Origin of the sequence: Rhizobium sp. BK289 (assembly GCF_014193575.1) — a bacterium.
Taxonomy (GTDB): domain Bacteria; phylum Pseudomonadota; class Alphaproteobacteria; order Rhizobiales; family Rhizobiaceae; genus Rhizobium; species Rhizobium tropici_C.
The window spans coordinates 89,091-111,003 of record NZ_JACHZO010000020.1; the positions used below are offsets into that span (position 1 = coordinate 89,091).

Genomic DNA, 21,913 nt, shown 5'->3' on the forward strand with positions numbered 1-21,913 from the left:
GCAACCTTTCGCTCCGGTGAGCGGCAAATCTCCGGATCGCGTCAGCGAGTTTTGTTTGTCTTCGCCTGCGGGTCTGGTAGAAATGCCCGGAACGGGAAAATTATCCTGCTTCTTGGTTAAGAACATCTGAACAAGGCATCGCCGCTCGCCATGACGACGAAGAAAAAACCGAAGGTCTACGTCACGCGCAAACTGCCGGATGCGGTGGAGACGCGGATGCGCGAACTCTTCGATGCCGAACTCAATATCGACGATCGCCCGCGCAGCAAGGCCGAGCTGATCCAGGCTGTCCGCTCCGTCGATGTATTGGTGCCGACGGTCACCGACCGCATCGATGCCGAGGTGATCGAAGAGGCCGGCCCGCAGATGAAGCTCATTGCCAGCTTCTCCAACGGCACGGATCATATCGATGTCGAAGCCGCCGCCCGCCGCGGCATCACCGTGACAAATACGCCCAATGTGTTGACGGAAGATACCGCAGACATGACCATGGCGCTCATCCTTGCCGTGCCGCGGCGGCTGGCGGAAGGTGCGCGCGTGCTGACCGACAAACCCGGCGAATGGGCTGGATGGTCGCCCACCTGGATGCTCGGCCGCCGCATTCACGGCAAGCGCATCGGCATCGTCGGCATGGGGCGGATCGGCACGGCCGTCGCCCGCCGCGCCAAGGCTTTTGGCCTGTCGATCCACTATCACAATCGCAAGCGCGTCAATCCGGCAACTGAGGACGAGCTGGAGGCGACCTATTGGGACAGCCTCGACCAGATGCTCGCCCGCGTCGATATCGTTTCGGTCAATTGCCCGTCGACGCCGGCCACCTATCACCTGATCTCGGCCCGCCGCCTGGCGCTGCTGCAGCCGACGAGCTACATCGTCAACACGGCGCGCGGCGACGTTATCGACGAGACGGCGCTAATCAAGATCCTGCGCGAGGGCAAGATCGCCGGTGCCGGTCTCGACGTCTTCGAGAATGAACCTGCCGTCAATCCGAAGCTGGTGAAGCTCGCCAACGAGGGCAAGGTGGTCATCCTGCCGCATATGAGTTCGGCGACGCTCGAGGGCCGCATCGACATGGGCGACAAGGTGATCATCAATATCCGCACCTTCATCGATGGCCATCGTCCGCCCAATCGCGTGCTGCCGTTTCGATGACCGAAGCGTTCTGATTCTCCGGCCGAAACGGGGCTGAATACCCAGCTGCAAATTTGATCACACTTCCCTCTCGCCGGTCATGTGCATGTCATAAAGCCGGCCCAGAGGTGACCACGAATACAAATCAGGAAAAGGCGGAAACGATGGCGCGGGCGCTGCCGCATGAGCGGATTCAATATGTAGTCGAGGGCGGTTTCAAGCTGTCGGGCGAGATCGAGCCGAGCGGCAACAAGAACGCCGCATTGCCGATCATCGCCGCGTCGCTTTTGACCGACCAGCGCGTCGAGCTCAGCAACGTGCCGCGCATCCGCGATGTCGAAGCGCTGGTGGAGCTGATCCAGTCGGTCGGCGCAAACGTGCGTTGGCTCGGCCGCAACGAGCTTGAAATCGAAGCGCGGGAGCTTCGCCCCGCCAATCTCGATCCCGATCTTTGTGCCCGCATACGCGCCTCCATCCTGCTTGCCGGCCCGATGCTGGCGCGCTGTGGCGAGATCACGCTGCCGCCACCCGGCGGCGACGTCATCGGCCGCCGGCGCGTCGACACGCATTTCCTGGCACTGGAACAGCTCGGCGCCAGGATCGCGGTCAACAGCGTCTACAGCTTTCGCACGGAGGGCTTACGCGGCGCCGATGTCTTTCTCGACGAGCCCTCGGTGACGGCGACGGAAAATGCACTTTGCGCCGCCGTTTTCGCTGAGGGGACGACGATTCTGCGCAATTGCGCCTCCGAGCCGCATGTGCAGGATCTCGCGCGGTTCCTGATTGCCATGGGCGCCCGAATTGAGGGCGTCGGTACCAATATGATGACCATCCACGGCGGTCAGCGGCTCGGCGGCGCGGTGCATCGCATCGGCCCCGACCACAACGAGGTGGGCTCGCTGATCGGCCTTGCTGCCGTCACCGGCTCGGAAATCGCCATCCGCCGCGCAGGCGTCGAGCATCTGCGCTCCACGCTGATGACCTTCGAGCGCCTAGGTATCCGTTGCCAGATCGACGGCGATGATCTCATCATCCGTTCCGGCCAGGAGATGAAGATCCAGCCCGATTTCGGCGGCCATATTCCGAAGATCGAAGACCAGCCCTGGCCGGCCTTTCCGGCCGACACCATGTCGATCGCCATCGTCACCGCCTCGCAATGCGATGGCGTCGTGCTGATGTTCGAGAAAATGTTCGAAAGCCGCATGTTCTTCGTCGACAAGCTGATCGCCATGGGCGCCCGTATCGTGTTGTGCGACCCGCATCGTGCCATCGTTGCCGGCCCCTCCAAGCTGCGCGCTGCCCAGCTCGAAAGCCCTGACATTCGCGCCGGCATGGCCATGTTGATCGCGGCCATGTGCGCCGAGGGCACGAGCGTCATCAACAATGCCCAGCAGATCGAGCGCGGCTATGAGCGCATCGAGGAGCGGCTGAATGCCCTGGGTGCCCGCATCACCCGCATCCCGCCCCGCGAAGCGTGACGGCTCCATCCACCGGCTGAGGATGCGCTAGGCAATCGTCTTGCGCATCTCGATCGATGTTGTGCGATCGAAGCCGGGGTGGCGATTTTTGGCTGTCCTCTGAAAGCCCCATGCGGCGAAGGTAGCATGGTTGTCGACCAGCTCAATCCGCGTTTCCAGCCGCAACGCCTTGAGGCCGAGCTCTCGCGCCGTTGTCTCGGCCAGGCCCAGCAGTCGCTTGCCGATACCTTTACCCTGTGCCGTCGGAAGCACGGCGAGCTTGCCGACATAAAGGCTTTCCGCCTCCGGCCGGCAGAAAATGCAGCCGACCAACTGCTCGCCATCGAGTGCCGCATAAGCGATCTCGCTAAGTGCCTTCGCTTTCAGCGTTTCGGATGTCAGCGCGAGTGCGGAGGAGGGCGGATCGATGCGTCCGTTCATATAGGCGAAGGACGCCAGGATCAGATCCAGCAACGCATCCCAGCGATCGAAGCCGTCATCGAGGCGACGAAGCGTCATATCGCTCATTCGGCAGCAACCCGGGCACGTTTGCGGCGATAGCGCACGGTTTCGAAGCGCGAGGAAAGCCCGTCATAGAGCAGCAGGCGGCCGATCAACGGTTCGCCGATGCCCGTGATGAGCTTGATCGCCTCCATCGCCATCAGCGTGCCGATGACACCCGTCAGCGCGCCGATGATGCCAGCTTCCGCACAGCTCGGAATGAGACCTTCCGGCGGGGGCGCGGGAAACAGATCGCGATAACGCGGATTGAGGTTGCCATCCGCGTCGCTTTCGTAAGGCTTCAGCGTCGTCACCGACCCATCGAATCGGCCGACTGCACCGGTCACCAGCGGCAGGCGCGCTGCTTCGGTCGCATCGGCAGCCGCATAGCGCGTATCAAAATTGTCGGAGCCGTCGATGACGAGATCGAAGCCGGCAAGGTGCCGGGTGGCGCTGTCGGCACTGAACCGCTCCTCGAAGCGGATGGTGCGCACATGCGGGTTCAGCCGCGCGATGGCGTCTGCCGCACTCTGCGTCTTCATCTTGCCGATCGTGCCCGTGTCGTGAATCACCTGTCGCTGCAGGTTGGACAGCGAAACGCGGTCGTTATCGGCGATACCGAGTGTCCCGACACCGGCAGCAGCGAGATATTGCAGCACCGGCGCACCAAGACCGCCGGCACCGATGACAAGCACGCGGGCCGCCTTCAATTTTTGCTGGCCGGCGCCGCCGACCTCCGGCAGGAGGATATGGCGGTGATAGCGGGCGATTTCGTCTGAGGTCAAAGGATCCATGTATAGGAGTTTAGCACAATCGCGAAGAAGGAGGCGCTAGGATTCCGTAATGCCGCCATGCGCCACGGTAAAGAATTGCGCTCGCTCGCCGAGAGCCGAGAACATGGATTTGTCGGTGCCGGTCATGAAGGCCTGGCCGCCGAGCCCGTCGATGAGATCGAAGAGGGCTGCACGCCGTCCTTCGTCGAGATGCGCCGCGATCTCGTCGAGCAGCAGGATCGGCGCATAGCCCGTCAGATTGCCGACAAGGCGCGCATGGGCAAGGATGAGGCCGACGAGCAAGGCTTTTTGCTCGCCCGTCGAGCAGCGCTCCGCCTCCATGTCTTTCTCGCAATGCCGTACCAGAAGGTCGGCCCGATGCGGCCCGTCCAGCGTGCGGCCGGCGGCTGCATCGCGGTAACGCCGCTCACGCAGCATATCGGCGTAGGCGTCCTCCAGATCGACGGCCGGCCGGTCGAACTGTCCGTCCAGGAAGCCGGAGAGCTCCAACGCCGCCGAGGGAAAAGGTGTCGTCTCGCGCGTTTCGGCGATCAGCCGCGAGAGAAGGCCGAGCATTTCCTGCCGCGCGATCGCCATGGCAATGCCGAGGCTCGCCATCTGCTCCTCAATGCCGGCGAGCCAGGATGGATCGAATCGGTTTTCGGACAGCAGCTTGTTGCGGCTGCGCATGGCGCGCTCGAAATCGCTGGCGCGGCGGCCATGGGCGGGATCGAGCGACAGCACCAGCCGGTCGAGGAAGCGGCGGCGCTCCGAGGAGCCGCCGGTAAACAGGCCGTCCATGGCCGGCGTCAACCAGAGAACGCGCAAATGGTCTGTCAGCTCGTCGACGGTCTTGGCCGGCGTGCTGTTGATTCGGAGCCGACGGGCGGTCGATTCGTCCATCGTGTCGATGCCGGTACCGATTTCGACGCTGCCGTCCATGCCTTCGAGCTCCGCGAAGATGGAAAAGCCACCCGGCGCATTGACTCGAGTGACATCGGCATAGGCAGCGCGGCGCAGGCCGCGGCCGGGCGACAGCAGCGAGACCGCCTCCATGAGATTGGTCTTACCCGCGCCATTGTCGCCGGTCAGCACCACATGCCGCCCGTCAAGCGTCAGCGCCGCTGCCGCATAATTGCGGAAGTCGGTGAGCTTCAGGCGCGAAATGGAAACCTTGTTCGGCATGGGTCTTTCGGATTCCGGGTCGATGGGCGAGGCGTATGCCGAACCCCGCAGGAGTGCAAGGAATATTGATGGCGATGGGATGGCACCGTCCATGGCCACCCTCGTCCTTCGACGGGGTCAGGATGAGGGTGGAGCGGATCTAGCACCCGGCCGCAAAGGAGCAATCCGGTGGATGTCCGAAGGAGCCCTCAAACTGGAAGGAGGAATATCGCGACTGGGCGCAAAAGATCAGCCTCATGGTGAGGCGGGAACGAAACGACCCTCGAACCACGAGGACGGGTGATTCGCGCGCCTAAATAAAAAATCCGGCCGAATCATCGGCCGGATTCATGTGAAACATCTTGGTTCGCGAATCAGTCGCTGAACGTATCGAAGAAGTCCTTCATGCGGGCGAAGAAGCCCGTCGATTCGGGATTGTTGTCCTTCGAGGAGATCTGCTCGAACTCCTGCAGCAGCTCGCGCTGGCGCTTTGTCAGCTTCTGCGGCGTCTCGATCTGGATCTGGATATAGAGATCGCCGACCTGGCTGGAGCGCAGCACCGGCATCCCCTTGCCCTTCAGGCGGAACTGCTTGCCGACCTGCGTGCCTTCGGGAACGGTGACGCGCGATTTCGTGCCGTCGAGGGTCGCGACATCGAAAGTGCCGCCGAGCGCCGCCGTCGTCATCGAGATCGGCACGGCGCAGTAGAGATCGGCGCCGTCCCGCTGGAAGAATTCATGCGGCTTGACGGAGAGGAAGATGTAGAGATCGCCCGCCGGTCCGCCGCGCAGGCCAGCTTCGCCTTCGCCCTGCAGGCGGATGCGCGTGCCGTCTTCGATGCCGGAGGGAATATTGACCGAGAGCGAACGCTCCTCGGTCACTCGGCCCTGGCCATGACACTTGGTGCAGGGATCGGGAATGATCTGGCCGCGGCCGTGGCAAGTCGGGCAGGTGCGCTCGACGGAAAAGAAGCCCTGGGCAGCGCGTACACGCCCGGAGCCCTGGCAGGTGCCGCAGGTCTTCGGCTGTGTGCCGGGCTTGGCGCCCGAGCCGGAACAGACATCGCAAGTGATCGAGGTCGGAACCCGGATCTGTGCGGTCTTGCCGGTAAAGGCCTCCTCGAGAGAGATTTCCATATTGTATCGAAGATCGGCGCCACGTTCGCGGCCGCCGGAGGAACGTCCGCGCGAGCGGCCGCCACCCATCATCTCGCCGAAAATATCCTCGAAAATATCGGAGAAGCCACCGCCGCCGAAACCGGCCCCGAAGCCGCCACCGCCGCCCATGCCACCATGTTCGAAGGCTGCATGGCCATAGCGGTCATAGGCTGCGCGCTTCTGCGGATCCTTGAGCGTTTCGTAGGCTTCGTTGATTTCCTTGAACTTCCGCTCGGCATTGCTGTCGTCCGGGTTCTTGTCCGGATGATATTGCATTGCCAGCTTCCGAAAGGCGCTCTTCAGCTCTTTCTCGTCCGCTGTTTTTGAGACGCCCAATGTCTCGTAAAAATCCGCTTTTGCCATTAAGGATTAGACCCCGGAAATGGATTTCCGGCTGCCGAAGGCAGCCGGATTCAAGTCTCCTCAAGAACCTTTCGGTTCGCGCTTATGCAGACCGCTTGCGGTCGTCTTCGTCCTTGATTTCCTCGTAGTCGGCGTCGACGACATCGTCCTTGCCGGCTGCGGAGGCATCGGCCGAAGGAGCTTCCGCCTGCTGGGCCTCATAGATTGCCTGGCCGAGCTTCATGGAAACTTCCATGAGCGTCTGGGTCTTGGCCTTGATGTCTTCGGCGTCCGGCTCGGAAGCTTCGGTTGCCGTCTTGAGCGCAGCGATCGCGTCGGAGATCGCGGTGCGATCGGCTTCCGTGACCTTGTCGCCGTAATCCTTCAGCGACTTCTCGCTGGAGTGGATCAGGCTTTCAGCCTGGTTCTTGGCTTCGACGCCTTCGCGGCGCTTCTTGTCTTCGGCAGCATGCGCTTCTGCATCCTTGACCATCTTCTCGATGTCGGCGTCGGAAAGGCCGCCGGAAGCCTGGATGCGGATTTGCTGTTCCTTGCCGGTACCCTTGTCCTTGGCCGAAACCTGGACGATGCCGTTGGCGTCGATATCGAAGGTGACTTCGATCTGCGGTACGCCGCGCGGTGCAGGCGGCAGGCCGACGAGGTCGAACTGGCCGAGCAGCTTGTTGTCTGCAGCCATTTCGCGCTCGCCCTGCGAAACGCGGATGGTCACGGCCGACTGGTTGTCGTCGGCGGTCGAGAAGGTCTGCGACTTCTTCGTCGGGATCGTCGTGTTGCGTTCGATCAGACGGGTGAAGACGCCGCCCAGCGTTTCGATGCCGAGAGACAGCGGGGTCACATCGAGGAGCAGAACGTCCTTGACGTCGCCCTGCAGAACGCCGGCCTGGATGGCGGCGCCGAGTGCGACGACTTCATCCGGGTTGACGCCCTTATGCGGCTCCTTACCGAACAGCTGCTTGACGACTTCCTGTACCTTCGGCATGCGGCTCATGCCGCCGACGAGAACGACTTCATCGATTTCAGCAGCGGTGACGCCGGCATCCTTGAGCGCTGCCTTGCACGGAGCGATGGTGCGCTGAACGAGATCGTCGACCAGGCTTTCCAGCTTGGCGCGGGTCAGCTTCAGCGTCAGGTGCTTCGGGCCGGTGGCGTCTGCCGTGATGAAGGGCAGGTTGATTTCGGTCTGCTGCGAAGACGACAGCTCGATCTTGGCCTTTTCGGCAGCTTCCTTAAGGCGCTGCAGGGCAAGCTTGTCACCCTTGAGGTCGATGCCGTTGTCCTTCTTGAACTCGGCAACGAGGTATTCGACGAGACGCATGTCGAAGTCTTCACCGCCGAGGAAGGTGTCGCCGTTGGTCGACTTCACTTCGAAGACGCCGTCGCCGATTTCCAGGATGGAGATATCGAAGGTGCCGCCGCCAAGGTCGTATACGGCGATGGTCTTGCCGTCCTTCTTGTCGAGACCATAGGCGAGCGCGGCAGCGGTCGGCTCGTTGATGATGCGCAGGACTTCGAGACCGGCGATCTTGCCGGCGTCCTTGGTTGCCTGGCGCTGAGCGTCGTTAAAGTATGCGGGAACGGTGATAACGGCCTTGTCGACCTTTTCGCCGAGGTAGGATTCGGCGGTTTCCTTCATCTTCTGAAGGATCATTGCGGAAATCTGTGCGGGCGAATAGCCCTTGCCGTTGGCTTCGACCCAGGCGTCGCCATTGTCGCCCCGAACGATGTTGAAGGGAACAAGGTGCTTGTCCTTCTCGACGGTCGGATCTTCATAGCGGCGGCCGATGAGGCGCTTGACAGCGAAGAGGGTATTCGTGGGGTTGGTGACAGCCTGGCGCTTGGCCGGCTGGCCGACGAGACGTTCACCATCGTCGGTGAAGGCAACCATGGAGGGGGTGGTCCGGGCGCCTTCGGCATTTTCGATCACTTTCGCGTCCTTACCGTCCATGACGGCGACGCAGGAATTTGTCGTTCCAAGGTCGATACCAATTACTTTTGCCATGTCATTCTCTCCTTGAAGCAAGCTGTCGGAACCCCTGCCAGGCATTCCATTGACAGCCCCTTACGGGATGGTCTTGAGGATTGCGCAGCCATGACTGCGGTGATGCCGCGTATATAAGTAGCGGTTTTACTGACTGCAAGGCAGGAAATTGCCCGAAATCCAGCAAAACAAATGGTTTGTCGCGCAAATTCCACCTGACCCCATGCGCGCCGAGGACACGTGGATTTGACGCGACCGCGCATCAGAGCAGCCTTGCCGCGGCCATGCAAGCGTCTACTGAGTAATTCCTTAAATCGGGATCGATTTAGGCATAAAATCACGGAGCGGCTCTAAATCAAAAAGTTAGGGCGGGATGTCGTCCGAAAACTGCTCACACTTTTCGGCATCCCGCTCTACCGCGCCATATATGACGCGCAGCGCTGTGGGCACAAAAATTGCGATTTTATCGGCCCAGGATGACGTCGAGCAGCGAGGAGCGATGCGGCCGCGCCGTTGCGACCGGAGCGCCGCTGTCGCCAATGTCCGCCGGCGGGATATCGCCGCTGTCATAAGAGTAGGAGCTGTAGGGATTGGTGTCGTCGGCAAGGTTCGCCGGCGGCAGGTCCTGCGGGTCGTCATTGATCGCGGTCTGGTTGACGATCTGGGGCTGGATCGGTCTCTGCCGCAGTGTCGGTTGCTGCACGACCTGGCCGTCATCGGCGGCGCCCGAGATGATATTGCCGATCGTCATCGGCTGGTCGCCATTCGGCGCCTGCGCCATCGGCGGGCCGTTGTCGATGATCTGGCCGCCGCCGAAGATCGGCGTCGGCGTAATGCCCTTGTGGGCGGCGACCATGAACTCCTTCCATGCCTTGGCCGGCAGCCCACCGCCGGTGACCTTGCGCATCGACTTGCCGTCGTCATTGCCGAACCAGACGCCTGTCGTCAGATGGCTGGTGAAGCCGACGAAAAGCGCGTCGCGGAAGGATTGCGTCGTTCCCGACTTGCCTGCCACCTGCCAGCCGGGAATGCGGGCCGCCTTGCCGGTGCCGTAGGCGATGACGCCGGCCATCATAGCGTTCATGTTGGCAACGATATCCGGGTTCAGCACCCGCTCAGGATTGTCGGTATTGGCCTGGTAGAGCACCTTGCCGGAAGCGGTTGTCACCTTGGTGATGACATGCGGCGCCACCTTGAAGCCGCCGTTCATGAACGTGGCATAGGCGGAAGTCAGTTCCAGCAGCGACACTTCGGACGTACCAAGCGCAATCGAAGCATTGGCCTGCAGGTCTGATTCTATGCCGAGCCTGCGAGCGACCTTGATGACCTGATCCGGCCCGATCTCGGCGACGAGCTGGGCCGCAACCGTGTTCAGCGATTGGGCCACTGCAGTGGCGAGTGTCACGGGACCGTTATAGCGCTGTTCGTAGTTCTCGGGCGCCCAATTGCCGATTTTCACCGGCATGTCGTTGCGGATCGAATTGGGCGTCAGCCCTGCTTCCAGTGCGGCGGTATAGACGAACGGCTTGAAGGCGGAACCCGGCTGGCGCTTGGCGGTGACGGCGCGGTTGAATTGGCTCTGCGCATAGTCGCGGCCGCCGACGAGCGCGCGGATGGCGCCCGTCGCATCGACGGAGACGAGCGAGGCCTGCGAGGCACTCAGCTTCCTGCCGTCCTTGGCAAGCACGTCTTCCAGCGCCTTCTCGGCCTTCTCCTCAAGCGACATATCGAGCGTGGTGTCGACGATCAGGTCTTCCTTGATGTCGCCGCCGATCAGCTTTGGAAGCTGGTCCATGACCATGTCTGCGACATAGTTCTCGGCACCTGTCCAATAGCTTTTCGAACGGGTCGGCGGCTGCGACATGGCGGTCTTGATGTCGGCCTCGGAGATGAAGCCCTGATCATGCATCGCCTGTAGCACCAGCTGCGCGCGAGCCTCGGCGGCAGCCGGATCGCGGGCCGGCGACAGCCGAGAGGGCGCCTTGACCAGGCCGGCGAGCATGGCTGCCTCGCCGAGGTTTACGTCCTTGGCCGACTTGTTGAAGTAGCGCCGCGAAGCTGCCTCGACGCCATAGGCGTTGGAGCCGAAATAGACGCGGTTCAGGTACATCGTCAGGATCTGGTCCTTGGTGTATTTGTGCTCCAGCCACAGCGCCAGCAGCACTTCCTGCACCTTGCGCTCCAGCGTGCGGTCCGGCGAGAGGAACAGGTTCTTGGCGAGCTGCTGCGTGAGCGTCGAGCCACCCTGGACGGCGTGTCCGGTCAGGACGTTCGTCACGACGGCGCGGCCAAGGCCGATCGGGTCGAAGCCGAAATGGGAATAGAAGCGGCGGTCCTCGATGGCAACGATCGCCTCCGGTATGTAGGGCGACATGTCGCCAAGCGCCACGGCTTCGCCGCCTGTCGTACCGCGATTGGCGAGCAAGGTGCCGTCGAGATCGTTGATCTTTACGTTCGGCGGGCGCTCGGGGATCGACCAGGTGCTGGCGCTTGGCATGCGCGAGCCGTAATAGGCAACAAGGCCCGCAAGGCCGATGCCGGCCCAGAGGCAGAGCACCAGGCCCCAATAGATCGTGGAGCGGATGAAGCCGAAAAAGCCGCGCCGCGGGCGGGCGCGCCGCGCCGGTTTGCGCCGGCTGCGGGCGCGGGTGCGGCGAGGTTTTTCGACCACGGGCTCATCCTCGTCGTCTTCATCCTCGTCGTCGTCGAGTTCCGGCTCGTCGTAGTATGTTTTGGAAGAAGACGAATATGTCTTGGCCGAGCGCCTGCTGCCGACGATGCGCTCGCCGGCATTGAATCCGTCATCGATGCGTTCCCGACCGCTGGAAAAGGATGGTTCTATCCTCTGGCGTGATTTCTTCTTATCTGCCATTGCGGGCCGGTTGTACCTCGGTGTCCAGTATTCCCCAGTGTTCCTATGTCTTCTATCAGGCTGATCACAGCGGCGGTAGAAATCTTTGCGACCGTTCGGCCGTCTTCAAGCGGGCCGGTCGCCCGAGAGCCGATATGGCTGCCAGGGCGGCTACCCGCCATTTGTTCACGAACCCTCGTGAAGACATCAAGTCCCGCCTGAACTGTAAATGCGGCGATTTAAGGAGGAATTAAGAACAATTCCGACCCGTACCGCCAGATCGCTCCAGCTCCCTGCCGGCGGGCTGCAGAGGGAACTTTTCGCCCCTTCGGACATTAACAAAGCACAACAACAAAGAGGGCGAGCCCATGAGTTCATTGATCAAGGTGGAGGAAGTCGACAGGAGCAGATTGCGGGAGGTCTGGAGCGTCGAGGATTTTGCCCGCCGCCACCGGCTTTGCAAAGAGGAGGAAGCCCGGCTGAAGAAGCTGTTTGGCGACTTTGCGACAAAGCAGGAGCTGCTCTCAAACGCGCAGAGGCCGCCGCAATTTCGCTGAAAGGAAATTTGGCAGGCCAAGCGCGATAGAGAGCGCGCGATGGAAATGACGCGATAGACATCGTGGGCCGCTACGACCGAAGGTCGGCAGTGGAGGAGGCTGCGTCAATGTGGAAACGTTTCGAACTATGGCTGGTCGATCAGATCGACCGGATATTTGGCTTGGAACGCCTTGCCCGCCGGGCAGGTTTCTCGCCGGACGAGGCAAGGCGCATCGCCCGTGAGAAGTAAATCGCATGCGATGCACACCAACCCTTCTCAAAGTCGAGGTTTGGAAGTTCACCGCATTCACGTCGCCCCGGCATCATCCGGGCCGTATTTGCCCGATCAGATCTACCCGACATGTCGCGGGAAGCTCTAAATCTTTCATATTTTCGAAAGTTCTGATCGGGGTTATAGTACGCTGTGGCCGTCGTGGAGGACGGTTCCAAGCAATTGGTAGCGCGTGAGGAGGAGTATTCATGCGGCACGTCAAATGGAGCAATCCCATTGAAGTCGGTTTTGCTCATGGTAGTTTCCAGGTAGTGACCGGTCCTTCCGATGCATTGAATTGCATGGCCAACCTGTGGCCCGATCGGCGCGGTCCTTTGTATGTTGCAGCAAGAAGCCTTTGCCGGGCAGCCATCGACGGTCGTAAGTCTGCCGAAGAGGCGCGGGAAATGTTCATCTCGGCGACGCGTGAAGCGCACCTGAAGATGCACTGAACCGCTCGGCATTTTCAAGCCGTTCGCTCAATCCCTGCGGGCCGCTGAAGGCGCGCAAGAGATTTCGTTCAAGATATTTCCGCTTGAGTGCCGCTTCTCGATAAATAGCGCATCAAAAAGCCAGCGATCTCCAAGATCGCTGGCTTTGATTTTGCGGACTCCGGAAGGCGCCGCTAGAACGGTTCAGCTTCAGGGGATCTCCGAACCGCTCCATCTCTTTGTTATCGCGCAATTCCGGCTGGATGCCGCTCATTTCCGGGAATTGCTTAGCGATTTGAACCCCTTACGGACATCCGGCAATTCGGTTCCGAGGCCGGGCAGTCCTTGTGATCCGGGCTATAGGGGCCTGGCGTACGCGTCTCCTGTCGTGGATTGTTCTGCGGCTGCGGCTGCGGCTGCGGCTGCGGCTGCGGCTGAGGTTGTGGCTGCGGCTGCGGCTGAGCCTGAGGCGGCTGACGCTGGGGTTCCGGGCGGGGGCGGTTGTTGTCGCGCGGGCGGTCCGACCGGTTATCCCAGTCCTGGTTGTTGTCCGGCCGCTGACGGCCCCAGTTACGATTGTCGTCGCGCTGCCGATCCCAGTCGCGATCGGGGCGACGGTCCCAGTTGCGATCCGAATCATCGTCCCAATCGCGATTGCGGTAGGGACGGCGGTCCCAATTGCGGTCCGGGCCGTTATCCCAGTCCGATCCGCGATCCCAGCCGCGGTCGGGCCGACGATCGACCCAGCCGGGGCCACGCCGCCAGCGGTCACGGTCACGATAGAAGTCGCGGCCGCGATAGTAGCGACCCCAGTAATCATCGAAGTTGAAAACCACCGTCGGAATGCCGAGCGGCCGATAATATTGCGGGCCGACATAGATGCGGCGTGATTGATAGGTGGCCTGGATGTAGCGGCCAGCCACCCATCCGCGACCGCCGTAGAACGAGACATCGCACCAAGGCGTCTCGTTGAGGCAGCCGTTGATCTGCAGCGGCGCTCCGACGGGAATCATCGTCACGGCCGGATAGGCCGTGCTCGGACCTGACCGCATGTTGACGTTTGCGGTGGCAAAGCCCTCCGCGGCTTCCGCAACGGCCGGCAGCGCAATGAATGCGGCCAGCAAGCTTGCGGCAAGAACCTTGAACCTCATGAATAATCTCCCTTTGCGCACCGTTGTCGCGAAACCGCCAACGAATGTCTTCCGCATCTCATGCGCCTACCCCGGCGCCGGCAAGATAAAAGTCGCCCATGCACGGAATCGGATAGGATCCCATGGTGAGCCTTCAATCTTTACATGTGTTTTAGAGGCATTCGCATGAATGCAGCTTGAACGATGGCTTGCGGTGGCCGGAAAATCTGCTGGATTCGTTGCGATGGCCCGATTGTGGCTGAAGCGTGTGGTGTCACTGGCGGCAGTCAGTGGAGAGATCGGTCGGAGAATTTCGGATGACGGCCTTGAAATTGCCGCCTTGCCCGCCGATATAGACATCAGTCATGCAGCCGATGGGCGGCTGGCGCGCTTCAAAGCGAGCCGTTTTCGTTCATCATGGTTTTGGAAGCGAAGTTGACCTTTGGTTAACCTTTCATGATCAATCTGGCTGCAGCTCCGCATTGCCTTTGACCACGGATGTACTGGCACTGATGCGATAGCGGACGGCGAAAGGCCGGGTTATTCCGGCCTTTTTGTTTTTGCGATGGCGTGCTCTTGCGCAAGCGGAGCGCGCCATTTTCAGTTTCAGCACGGAAGCTCCATCATCTCTTCGGCATCAAAAGAAAAACCGCCGCGGAGAACGCGGCGGTTTTCGCTTTAGGCTTTCAGTTCAAGCAAAGTGCCCGGCGAACCGGGCGACCCTGTCAGTTCGCCTTCTTGGCAGCGACCTTGACAACCTTGGCCGGAGCCGCGGCCACGGTTGTTTTGCCAGCTGGCACGTAGCCGGCACCGATCGCGACGTTCAGCGAGATATAGTCGATGGCACTCTGCTGAACCGCCTGAGCAAGGCTCTGCTGAGCGCTGGTCACGTTGCGCTGGGCGTCCAGAACGTCGAGCAGCGAAGACGCGCCATCCTTATAGCTGGCGGTCGAGAGCTGCAGGGCTTCCTGGTAGGACTTGACCTGAGCGTGCAGGGCCGCAACCGTCTGCGCATCGCGGGTCACCGCCGATAGGGCGTTTTCAACGTCCTGGATCGCGGTTCTCACCGTCTGCTGCCAGACAATGTATTGTTCGCGGCTGGACGATTCCGCGCTCTTGACACCGGCGCGCAGCGTGCCGCCGTCGAAGATCGGCAGGTTCAGCGCCGGGCCGAACGACCAGCTGGTGAGGCTGCCGCTTGCGGACGGGCTATGGATATAGGACGGCGAGATCGCACCGCTGAGCGTGATCGACGGGAAGAGCTTCGCTTCAGCAACGCCGATCTGGGCGGTCGCGGCGGCAAGGTTCCGCTCTGCGGCGCGAATGTCAGGACGGTTGCGGATGAGATCGGCCGGGACGCCGGTGCGGACGCTGCCGCGGAATACCGGCTGGCTGCCGCCGCCCTGCATCTGCGCGATGATCGTGGACGAAGGCACGTTGAGCAGGGTTGCGATGTGATGCACCGCCTGGCGGTAGCTGATCTCGAAGCCGGGAATCGTCGACAGCGTCGAGTTGACGAGGCCTTCGGCCTGGACGACGTCGAGGCGCGAGGCAGCGCCGGCTTCGAGCTGGAACTTGGTCAGCGAAAGCGTGTCGCGCCGGGACTTCAGGTTTTCGCGGGCGATTGCCACCAGCGCCTGATAGTAGCGGGCATTGACATAGCTGGTGGCCAGGTCCTGCAGATAGGTCAGGCGCGCGGTATCGACGTTGGAATAGGCGGCATCGAGCGAGGCGTTGGCGCTTTCCGTTGCGCGGCGATACTGGCCCCAGAGGTCGAGCAGCCATGAAACAGAGGCGCCGCCGCTGGTGCTGTTTCGCGTTTCGGTCTGCGTGCGCAGCGAGCCCTTCTGGCCGCTGGTCGTGTGGTCGCCGGTAACCGTCAGGCTCGGCAGGCCGCCAGCGCCTGCGGTCACGACCGCCGCTTCAGCCTGGTTGATGCGTTCTAGCGACTGCTGGATGTTGAGGTTCTGGGCAAGTCCCTGTGCGGCGAAGGCATTCAGCTTGGAATCGCCGAAAGCGGTCCACCATTGCGAGCCGGCGATATCGCCGTTCGCCTTCGTACCGCCCTCCGAGAATTTGGCCGGGAGAGGCATTTCCGGTGGCTTATGGTCTGGGCCGCTAACGCAGCCTGCCAAAACAAGCAGCAGGGCGGGGGCGGCAGTACGAATGGAAACCATCACATTGTCCCACAATTCAATTTACATGATCAGTGTCTTTAACGGAGTCAACATGACTCCAGGTACCGGTGCTCCAGTCTTACGCAGTACAAACAATGACCCGAAGCGGTCGGCGTCAATCTAGCAACGAGTTTTGCAATAGCACAGTGGCTTTTACGAATTCTCGGCAGCGAACATATGGGTGATCGGGCGAAATATCAGCTTATCGGTAAAAAAAATCTGAAGTGTTGCAAAAAACATACCCCTTCCTACGCAATCAAGAGATGCAAGAGGCGCAAAAACTCCCACACACCACAACTTCCGCGAAGTTTCGGCGTACCGATTCAGCTGAGCGATGGTCCAGACCGTCGCTTTAAGGGAAATAGCGGGCGAGGCTTGCGCGAACCCGGTCACGCGGTGTTGCACCGCGATCGTCAGGCACGAAAGGGGTGCCTGTAATCGCTTCGAAGGCGCGGATATAGACCTTGGACGTCTCTTCGATGAGCTCGCCCGGGATTTCGGGAATCTCATCCTTGTAGGGATCGCAACGCTCTGTGACCCAGGCGCGGACGAAATCCTTGTCGAAGCTTTCCGGGCGCATGCCCTTTTCGAAACGCTCCTGATAGCTGCCGGCCAGCCAATAGCGGCTGCTGTCGGGCGTATGGATTTCATCGGCGAGGATGATGGTTCCGTTTTCGTCGGTCCCGAATTCATATTTCGTATCGACGAGGATCAGTCCGCGCTTGCGGGCGATTTCCTGCCCTCGTGCGAACAGGGCAAGGGCATAGTCAGACAACGTCTGCCATTGCTTTTGCGTCAGAAGCCCGTGTTCGACGATTTCAGTCGGCGTGAGGGGCTCGTCGTGACCGCCGTCGAATTCCTTGCTGGTCGGCGTGATGATCGGCTCCGGCAGGATCTGGTTGTCGCGCATGCCGTCAGGCAGCGTGATTCCGTACATTTCCCGCTGGCCTTTCTTGTAGAGCGTCAAGATGGACGTACCGGTCGTGCCGGCGAGATAGCCGCGGACGACGATTTCGACCGGAAGGATATTCAGCCGCTTGCCGACGACGACATTCGGGTCCGGATAGTCGATCACATGGTTCGGGCAGATGTCGCGTGTCTGTTCGAACCAGTAGCGCGCGGTTTGCGTCAGGACCTGGCCCTTGTAGGGAATGCACGTGAGGATGCGGTCGAAGGCACTGAGCCGATCGGTGCTGATAATGATGCGGCTGCCGTCGGGCAGGTCGTAATTCTCGCGCACCTTGCCGCGATAGTAGTTGGGCAATTCCGGAAAATGGGCTTCGGAGAGAATTCGCAACGTGTCCACCAACAAGCTCGTGCATCCGCCTGACGGACGCTTCTTGAGCGGACCCTTAGCGCATCACGGCCGGAATCGGAACGGTCTTCCTATATATAATATGTAATCCGTTGCTGGTCGCCTCGTCGCGCCGGCCAAAAGCCGTCAGTTCGGCTGGCGCCAGCAGCCGTTTTCGCTTCGTTCGAGGATCGGCGTGGAAAAGACGCCGACGATCCGCTCGCTCCATTGCTTGCCGTCGATATCGACACGATCGCGCCAGCGCTCGGATTGCAGCATGGCCGCCCCGATCACCGCAGGCTCGATGCCGCAGGACGTCAGGAGAGAAAGCCCGGAGACGATCGAGGCGCCGCTGGAAATGACATCGTCGATCAGCGCGACGCGCTTTCCTTCCAGCAGCGGCAGCATTCGTGGGTCTATATAGAGACGCTTCTCCTGGTTCGGCGTGGTGATCGAGGAAAGCGGGACCGACAACTCCTCGCGATACCAGAACTTGCGCGATGTTCCGAGCGGCACATAGCGCGCATGACCGAGCGCGCGCGCCACCGCTGCCGCCAGCGTCAGCCCGAGCGTCGGCAATCCTGCGACGACCTCGATATCGTGAGCCGCGATCCGCGCTGCCAATGCTGCCGCCAGCGCCTCCAGCACGGTAAAGCTCGACTGATTAATGATGAGCGATGCCAGCGCGTGTTCGCCGTCCCCGAGTACGCGGATCGGCAGGCGTAATTGACGTCCGTCCGGCAGTTCGGCCACATGGAAATCCGCTCGCTCCTCCATCAGGTCGAAGCTGCCGGGTGCATGCAGCTCCTGCCAGAAATCGTGGGGTTGCATTGCATTCCGCCTTCTATCTGTTGACTTTCATTCCGGCGCGCCGGCGCAGGCCAAGGATTTCGGCCTCGGTCAAGGCCCGCACGCCGCCCTTCGGCAGATCGCCGAGCGCGATATCGCCAAAGGCGACACGCACCAGCCGCAGGCATTCGATGCCAAGCGCCTCCAGCATGCGCCGGATCTGTCGGTTGCGGCCCTCCTTGAGTTCCACTTCGATCCAGCTGTTGCGATCGCCGCTGCGCAGCAGGCGGGCTGAGCTTGCCGTCAGAAGCTCGCCGTCGTCGACGATGCCGCGCTCCATGCGCGCAAGCTGTTCCTGATCCATGATGCGGTCGACCTGCACGTGATAGGCCTTGCCGACATGGCTGACGGGATCGAGCAGGGACTGGGCCAGCACCGTATCATTGGTGAAGAGCAGCAGCCCTTCGCTCGCCTTGTCCAGCCGTCCAACTGGCGCGAGGTGCCGGGCATCGATCTCCTTGAGGCAATCATAGACCGTCGGCCGCCCTTCGGGGTCATCGCGGGTGGTCACCAGCCCGCGTGGCTTGTTCAGCATGAAATAGAGCTTCTTTTCCGCTGATATCTCTCTGCCATCGACCGCGAATTTCGAATGCTCCAGATCGACCCAGGTAGTGGGATCCGCGATCTTCCGGCCATCCACGCTGACACGGCCGGCGGTAATCAGCGCCTCCGCCTGGGTGCGGGAGCAGTAGCCGAGCTTGGAAAGCGCTCGCGGCAAGGTCACGCGCTTGCCTTCGGGCTCCTGGGCGCGCTTCGCCGCCCTGCCGGATCTTTGCGGTGATTGCCGCTGGCTCACCCGTTCTGCCTCATGATCATCGTTGCTGTCTTCATCGCGTGGCCGGGCGTTGCGCCCGGGAAGGACATCCTTTCGCATGGCGGCGGCGGGGACGCAAACCGCATTGTGCGGGAAGAGACTATTGAAACGCAAACAGGGCTCGCACTTCGTGGATGCGAGCCCTGTCGTGGGCCGGAGCGGGCGATGGGGTCGGGTAGACGGCAGGGCTGCCGCCATTCGCTCCGGAGGGATAGCCCTTGCCCGAAAACCTGCACTGCTTCTTTTGCTGGTGTTTTTCAAAAGAGGAGAAATTTGTTACAGTTTGTAACGCTGGCCGTTTCCCTGTTGCCAAAACGACCTCTCGCCCCGCATGGAAGGGCCATGGTTTCCGCATCGCTTCTTCTGGTCGAGGACGACCGCGAGATTAGGGCGCTCCTGGAGGAGTTCCTGAGCCGTGAGGGTTTTTCCGTGCAGACGGCCGATAGCGCCGCCGTCATGGATCGCGTTCTGTCCAAGGGTTTTCCCGATCTGATCATTCTCGACCTGATGCTGCCCGGAGAGGACGGGTTGTCGGTATGCCGCCGCATCCGCGCGCGCAGCAAAGTGCCGATCCTTATATTGACGGCGAAGACGGAAGATATCGATCGCATCGTCGGTCTCGAAATGGGCGCGGATGATTATCTCGGCAAGCCCTTCAATCCGCGCGAGCTTCTGGCGCGCATCCGCGCCATCCTTCGGCGATCCGGGCCGGAACGGCCGGAAGACGCCAGTATCCCGTCACGCCGTAAGTGTTTCGCCGGCTTGACCGTCGATCTCGACGGCCGCGTCATCGAAATGGACGGCGAACGCGTCGTGCATCTGACGACGGCGGAGTTCGATCTGCTTGTCTGCTTCCTCGAGCGGCCACGGCGCGTCCTGTCGCGCGAACAATTGCTCGACTGGACACGCGGCCGCGGCGCCGACCCCTTCGATCGCACCATCGACGTCACGGTCTCCCGCCTGCGCACCAAGCTCGGGCACTGCCTGCCCGATGGCGCCCATATCATCACCACCGTGCGCAATGCCGGCTATCTTCTCACCACGGACGTGAAGGATGTCTGAGCCATGCTGAAACTCGGTCTCGTCGCCCGCATCATCATGATCGTCGCCGTGGCATTGTTCGTCATACAGCTCGCGGCTTTCGCCGCCGCCCAGCTGAAGCCGGATACGTCGTTCAATCCGGAGCTGTCGCCAGCCATGCGAGTCAAGACGGCGGTCCGTCTTCTCGATGCCGTCCCGCCGGAGACGCAGCCGATGGCCGTGCGGGCGCTGAATGCCAATGGTCTGGCGATCCGGCTCGCCGATGCGCCGGCAGCCGGTCAGAAGAGCGAGACTTCGCATCTGACGCTCACCGGCAAGCTGGCGCGTGAATTCGCCAACATCGCCTTCGGCAATCGTTACTTCAACATGCGCTCGCTGTCGGAAGAGCCGCAGGGCTGGTTCTCGGTCGGTGCGCCGGACCGGATCATGGAAGTGTCGATCGGCGTCGCGGGCGGCAAGATTGCGGTCTTCGATCTTCCCGAGACCCCGACCGTTCGATTGCACGGAATTCCTATCGGCCTTATCTCGGGCATCCTCGGCATGCTGGTTGCGGTCATCGCCATTGTCGCGGTGGCGCGCGAAACCCGGCCCTTGACGCGCTTGTCCCGCACCGTCAACTCGATCGGCAACGGATTGCAGCCGGTTCATATTCCGGAAAGGGGAGCCTGCGAGCTGCGCATGCTGATCAAGGCGATCAACGCCATGCAGCTGCGCATTTCCGCCTTGGTCAATAATCGTACCCTAATCCTCGGAGCAATCTCGCATGATCTGAGGACCTATCTCACCCGCTTCCGCCTGCGCATGGAAATGATGCCCGACACGCCGCATCGTGATCGGGCGATTGCCGATGTCGAAGCCATGCAGCGGCTGGTGGAGGATGCTCTGGGCTTTGCCCGCAGCACCGTCGTTTCGGACGGCAAGACCATTGCCGATCTCGACGCAGCCATTTTCGACCACCTGGCGGAGCGGCACGACGGACAGGGTCTTGTCGTCTTCACGCCGATCGGGCAGCCGGTCGCGGTGACCATGACGGAGACCGCTCTGGTGCGCGTATTGGACAATCTCATAGACAATGCCTTGCGCTACGGCTGTAGGGCCGATCTCGCCGTCGAACGTCGCGGAGATCAGGCCGCCATCATCGTCGGAGATCGTGGGCCGGGCATTCCGGCAGACCGGCGCAAAGAAGTGCTCGAGCCCTTCGTGCGGCTCGAAGAATCGCGCAATCGCGATCTCGGCGGCAGCGGTCTGGGCCTTGCGATCGTTCGCCAGATTGTCGATGCACATGGCGGCATGTTCTGCCTGGAGGATCGCGAGGGAGGTGGGCTGAATGCCGTTGTTCTATTGCCGTTGGCGGTGATGCAAAGGAAAGCAGCCTGAAATAGGCGCGATTATTTGACAATCGAGCAGATGCGCGATCGACGTGTTGTGCGAACAGTGCCTGCTCAGTGGCAGGTCAGGAATTTCCTGAGCTCTTCCTGGCTCAGCACGATACCGGCTGCCGCTTTCAGCGGGTCCGGATGGGTATAGGTAAAGCTCGGCAGGTCGGGCAGATCCAATGCCTGGCGCATGCTCATGATGCCGAGCGCGCGTCGGCCATTGGCGCTGACGAAACTGACTTCGATGATGCTTTCTGGTCTTGTTGTATGCATTGTTTCCTCCCTTCTCTAATATATAGCAGAAAGCTTATGTAAAATCTCGGTTTTTCTGAGGCTTGTGCGGGAGTTGCGTATCGGCGGGTTCGTATCGCTACCCGAAGGTCGCAATGAGCGGGTTGATTGGATTTGAAAGGGCTAGATCATCAGAAGCTCGCGATAAGGCACCCGCATGGAAATTTTGACCACTTGGACAAACTTTTTCGAGGTCTGTGAGGAAAACCTTCCGCCATTTCCCGTCTCCATCACAAATCCTCTTTTCCATTCAATCACTTACAAAAATGTCAGAATTTTTACAGCTGGAGTGTTGACTTGGTTCGGAGGTAGGGTCTATAAGCCCGA

Annotated in this window: 20 protein-coding genes; 8 read left to right on the top strand and 12 right to left on the bottom strand. The window is 61.2% G+C overall.

The window, feature by feature from the left end:
- The first annotated feature begins 150 nt into the window (after positions 1–150).
- Positions 151–1,152: a D-glycerate dehydrogenase gene (locus FHT84_RS28360; RefSeq protein WP_112340100.1), complete on the top strand. Its 1,002-nt coding sequence runs from the start codon at positions 151–153 to the stop codon at positions 1,150–1,152.
- A 143-nt stretch (positions 1,153–1,295) separates the two neighbouring features.
- On the top strand, positions 1,296–2,609 hold the full coding sequence (murA, locus tag FHT84_RS28365) for a UDP-N-acetylglucosamine 1-carboxyvinyltransferase (RefSeq protein ID WP_113250089.1): 1,314 nt from the start codon (positions 1,296–1,298) through the stop codon (positions 2,607–2,609).
- Between the two features lie 27 nt (positions 2,610–2,636).
- Here the strand turns inward: murA and FHT84_RS28370 are convergent, their stop codons facing one another.
- The 6 genes from FHT84_RS28370 to FHT84_RS28395 form a co-directional block, all read right to left on the bottom strand.
- Complete coding sequence (locus FHT84_RS28370) at positions 2,637–3,107, bottom strand: GNAT family N-acetyltransferase (RefSeq protein ID WP_183765413.1); 471 nt, start codon at positions 3,105–3,107, stop codon at positions 2,637–2,639.
- A 5-nt stretch (positions 3,108–3,112) separates the two neighbouring features.
- Positions 3,113–3,883 carry a molybdopterin-synthase adenylyltransferase MoeB gene (locus FHT84_RS28375; protein WP_183765393.1) on the bottom strand — a complete coding sequence of 257 codons (771 nt, stop codon included), beginning with the start codon at positions 3,881–3,883 and terminating at the stop codon, positions 3,113–3,115.
- Between the two features lie 36 nt (positions 3,884–3,919).
- Positions 3,920–5,047, bottom strand: a complete 1,128-nt coding sequence (recF, locus tag FHT84_RS28380; RefSeq protein WP_183765396.1) for a DNA replication/repair protein RecF — start codon at positions 5,045–5,047, stop codon at positions 3,920–3,922.
- Positions 5,048–5,400: 353 nt separating this feature from the next.
- The gene (gene dnaJ, locus FHT84_RS28385; protein ID WP_112340105.1) at positions 5,401–6,546 is read right to left on the bottom strand and encodes a molecular chaperone DnaJ; all 1,146 of its coding nucleotides are present in this window, start codon (positions 6,544–6,546) and stop codon (positions 5,401–5,403) included.
- An 82-nt stretch (positions 6,547–6,628) separates the two neighbouring features.
- The gene (gene dnaK / locus FHT84_RS28390) at positions 6,629–8,545 is read right to left on the bottom strand and encodes a molecular chaperone DnaK (protein ID WP_112340106.1); all 1,917 of its coding nucleotides are present in this window, start codon (positions 8,543–8,545) and stop codon (positions 6,629–6,631) included.
- A gap of 442 nt (positions 8,546–8,987) precedes the next feature.
- Positions 8,988–11,396, bottom strand: coding sequence for a transglycosylase domain-containing protein (locus FHT84_RS28395; protein ID WP_183765398.1), 2,409 nt, complete (start codon positions 11,394–11,396; stop codon positions 8,988–8,990).
- A gap of 347 nt (positions 11,397–11,743) precedes the next feature.
- Here FHT84_RS28395 and FHT84_RS28400 point away from each other — a divergent pair, with 347 nt between their 5' ends.
- The 3 genes from FHT84_RS28400 (at position 11,744) to FHT84_RS28405 (ending at position 12,635) form a co-directional block, all read left to right on the top strand.
- Complete coding sequence (locus FHT84_RS28400; protein ID WP_112340108.1) at positions 11,744–11,932, top strand: hypothetical protein; 189 nt, start codon at positions 11,744–11,746, stop codon at positions 11,930–11,932.
- A 107-nt stretch (positions 11,933–12,039) separates the two neighbouring features.
- A complete protein-coding gene (locus FHT84_RS31710; protein ID WP_257714005.1) occupies positions 12,040–12,162 on the top strand; it encodes a hypothetical protein in 123 nt (40 codons plus the stop codon).
- A 230-nt stretch (positions 12,163–12,392) separates the two neighbouring features.
- Positions 12,393–12,635 (top strand): DUF982 domain-containing protein, encoded by a 243-nt coding sequence (locus FHT84_RS28405; RefSeq protein WP_113250083.1) that lies wholly within the window; start codon positions 12,393–12,395, stop codon positions 12,633–12,635.
- Between the two features lie 266 nt (positions 12,636–12,901).
- Here the strand turns inward: FHT84_RS28405 and FHT84_RS28410 are convergent, their stop codons facing one another.
- Entirely contained in the window at positions 12,902–13,765 is an 864-nt protein-coding gene (locus tag FHT84_RS28410) for an SH3 domain-containing protein (RefSeq protein ID WP_183765401.1), read from the bottom strand.
- A 169-nt stretch (positions 13,766–13,934) separates the two neighbouring features.
- Between FHT84_RS28410 and FHT84_RS28415 the strand changes: the two genes are divergently transcribed.
- Complete coding sequence (locus tag FHT84_RS28415) at positions 13,935–14,183, top strand: hypothetical protein (protein ID WP_183765404.1); 249 nt, start codon at positions 13,935–13,937, stop codon at positions 14,181–14,183.
- A 286-nt stretch (positions 14,184–14,469) separates the two neighbouring features.
- On the opposite strand, the gene FHT84_RS28420 is transcribed toward FHT84_RS28415, so the two are convergent.
- The 4 genes from FHT84_RS28420 to FHT84_RS28435 all read right to left on the bottom strand — a co-directional run bounded on the left by FHT84_RS28420 (position 14,470) and on the right by FHT84_RS28435 (position 18,860).
- Positions 14,470–15,921 carry an efflux transporter outer membrane subunit gene (locus FHT84_RS28420; protein ID WP_113250081.1) on the bottom strand — a complete coding sequence of 484 codons (1,452 nt, stop codon included), beginning with the start codon at positions 15,919–15,921 and terminating at the stop codon, positions 14,470–14,472.
- 352 nt (positions 15,922–16,273) lie between these two features.
- Complete coding sequence (locus FHT84_RS28425) at positions 16,274–17,218, bottom strand: phosphoribosylaminoimidazolesuccinocarboxamide synthase (RefSeq protein ID WP_113250104.1); 945 nt, start codon at positions 17,216–17,218, stop codon at positions 16,274–16,276.
- 144 nt (positions 17,219–17,362) lie between these two features.
- Positions 17,363–18,046: a phosphoribosyltransferase gene (locus tag FHT84_RS28430; RefSeq protein ID WP_113250080.1), complete on the bottom strand. Its 684-nt coding sequence runs from the start codon at positions 18,044–18,046 to the stop codon at positions 17,363–17,365.
- 13 nt (positions 18,047–18,059) lie between these two features.
- On the bottom strand, positions 18,060–18,860 hold the full coding sequence (locus tag FHT84_RS28435) for a pseudouridine synthase (RefSeq protein ID WP_113250103.1): 801 nt from the start codon (positions 18,858–18,860) through the stop codon (positions 18,060–18,062).
- Positions 18,861–19,220: 360 nt separating this feature from the next.
- On the opposite strand from FHT84_RS28435, the gene FHT84_RS28440 reads away from it, so the two are divergent.
- Together FHT84_RS28440 and FHT84_RS28445 are read left to right on the top strand one after the other, a co-directional pair.
- Complete coding sequence (locus FHT84_RS28440) at positions 19,221–19,940, top strand: response regulator (protein WP_113250079.1); 720 nt, start codon at positions 19,221–19,223, stop codon at positions 19,938–19,940.
- A 3-nt stretch (positions 19,941–19,943) separates the two neighbouring features.
- The gene (locus FHT84_RS28445; RefSeq protein ID WP_113250078.1) at positions 19,944–21,296 is read left to right on the top strand and encodes an ATP-binding protein; all 1,353 of its coding nucleotides are present in this window, start codon (positions 19,944–19,946) and stop codon (positions 21,294–21,296) included.
- A 65-nt stretch (positions 21,297–21,361) separates the two neighbouring features.
- On the opposite strand, the gene FHT84_RS28450 is transcribed toward FHT84_RS28445, so the two are convergent.
- Positions 21,362–21,568 carry a hypothetical protein gene (locus FHT84_RS28450; protein ID WP_113250077.1) on the bottom strand — a complete coding sequence of 69 codons (207 nt, stop codon included), beginning with the start codon at positions 21,566–21,568 and terminating at the stop codon, positions 21,362–21,364.
- Positions 21,569–21,913 lie beyond the last annotated feature (345 nt).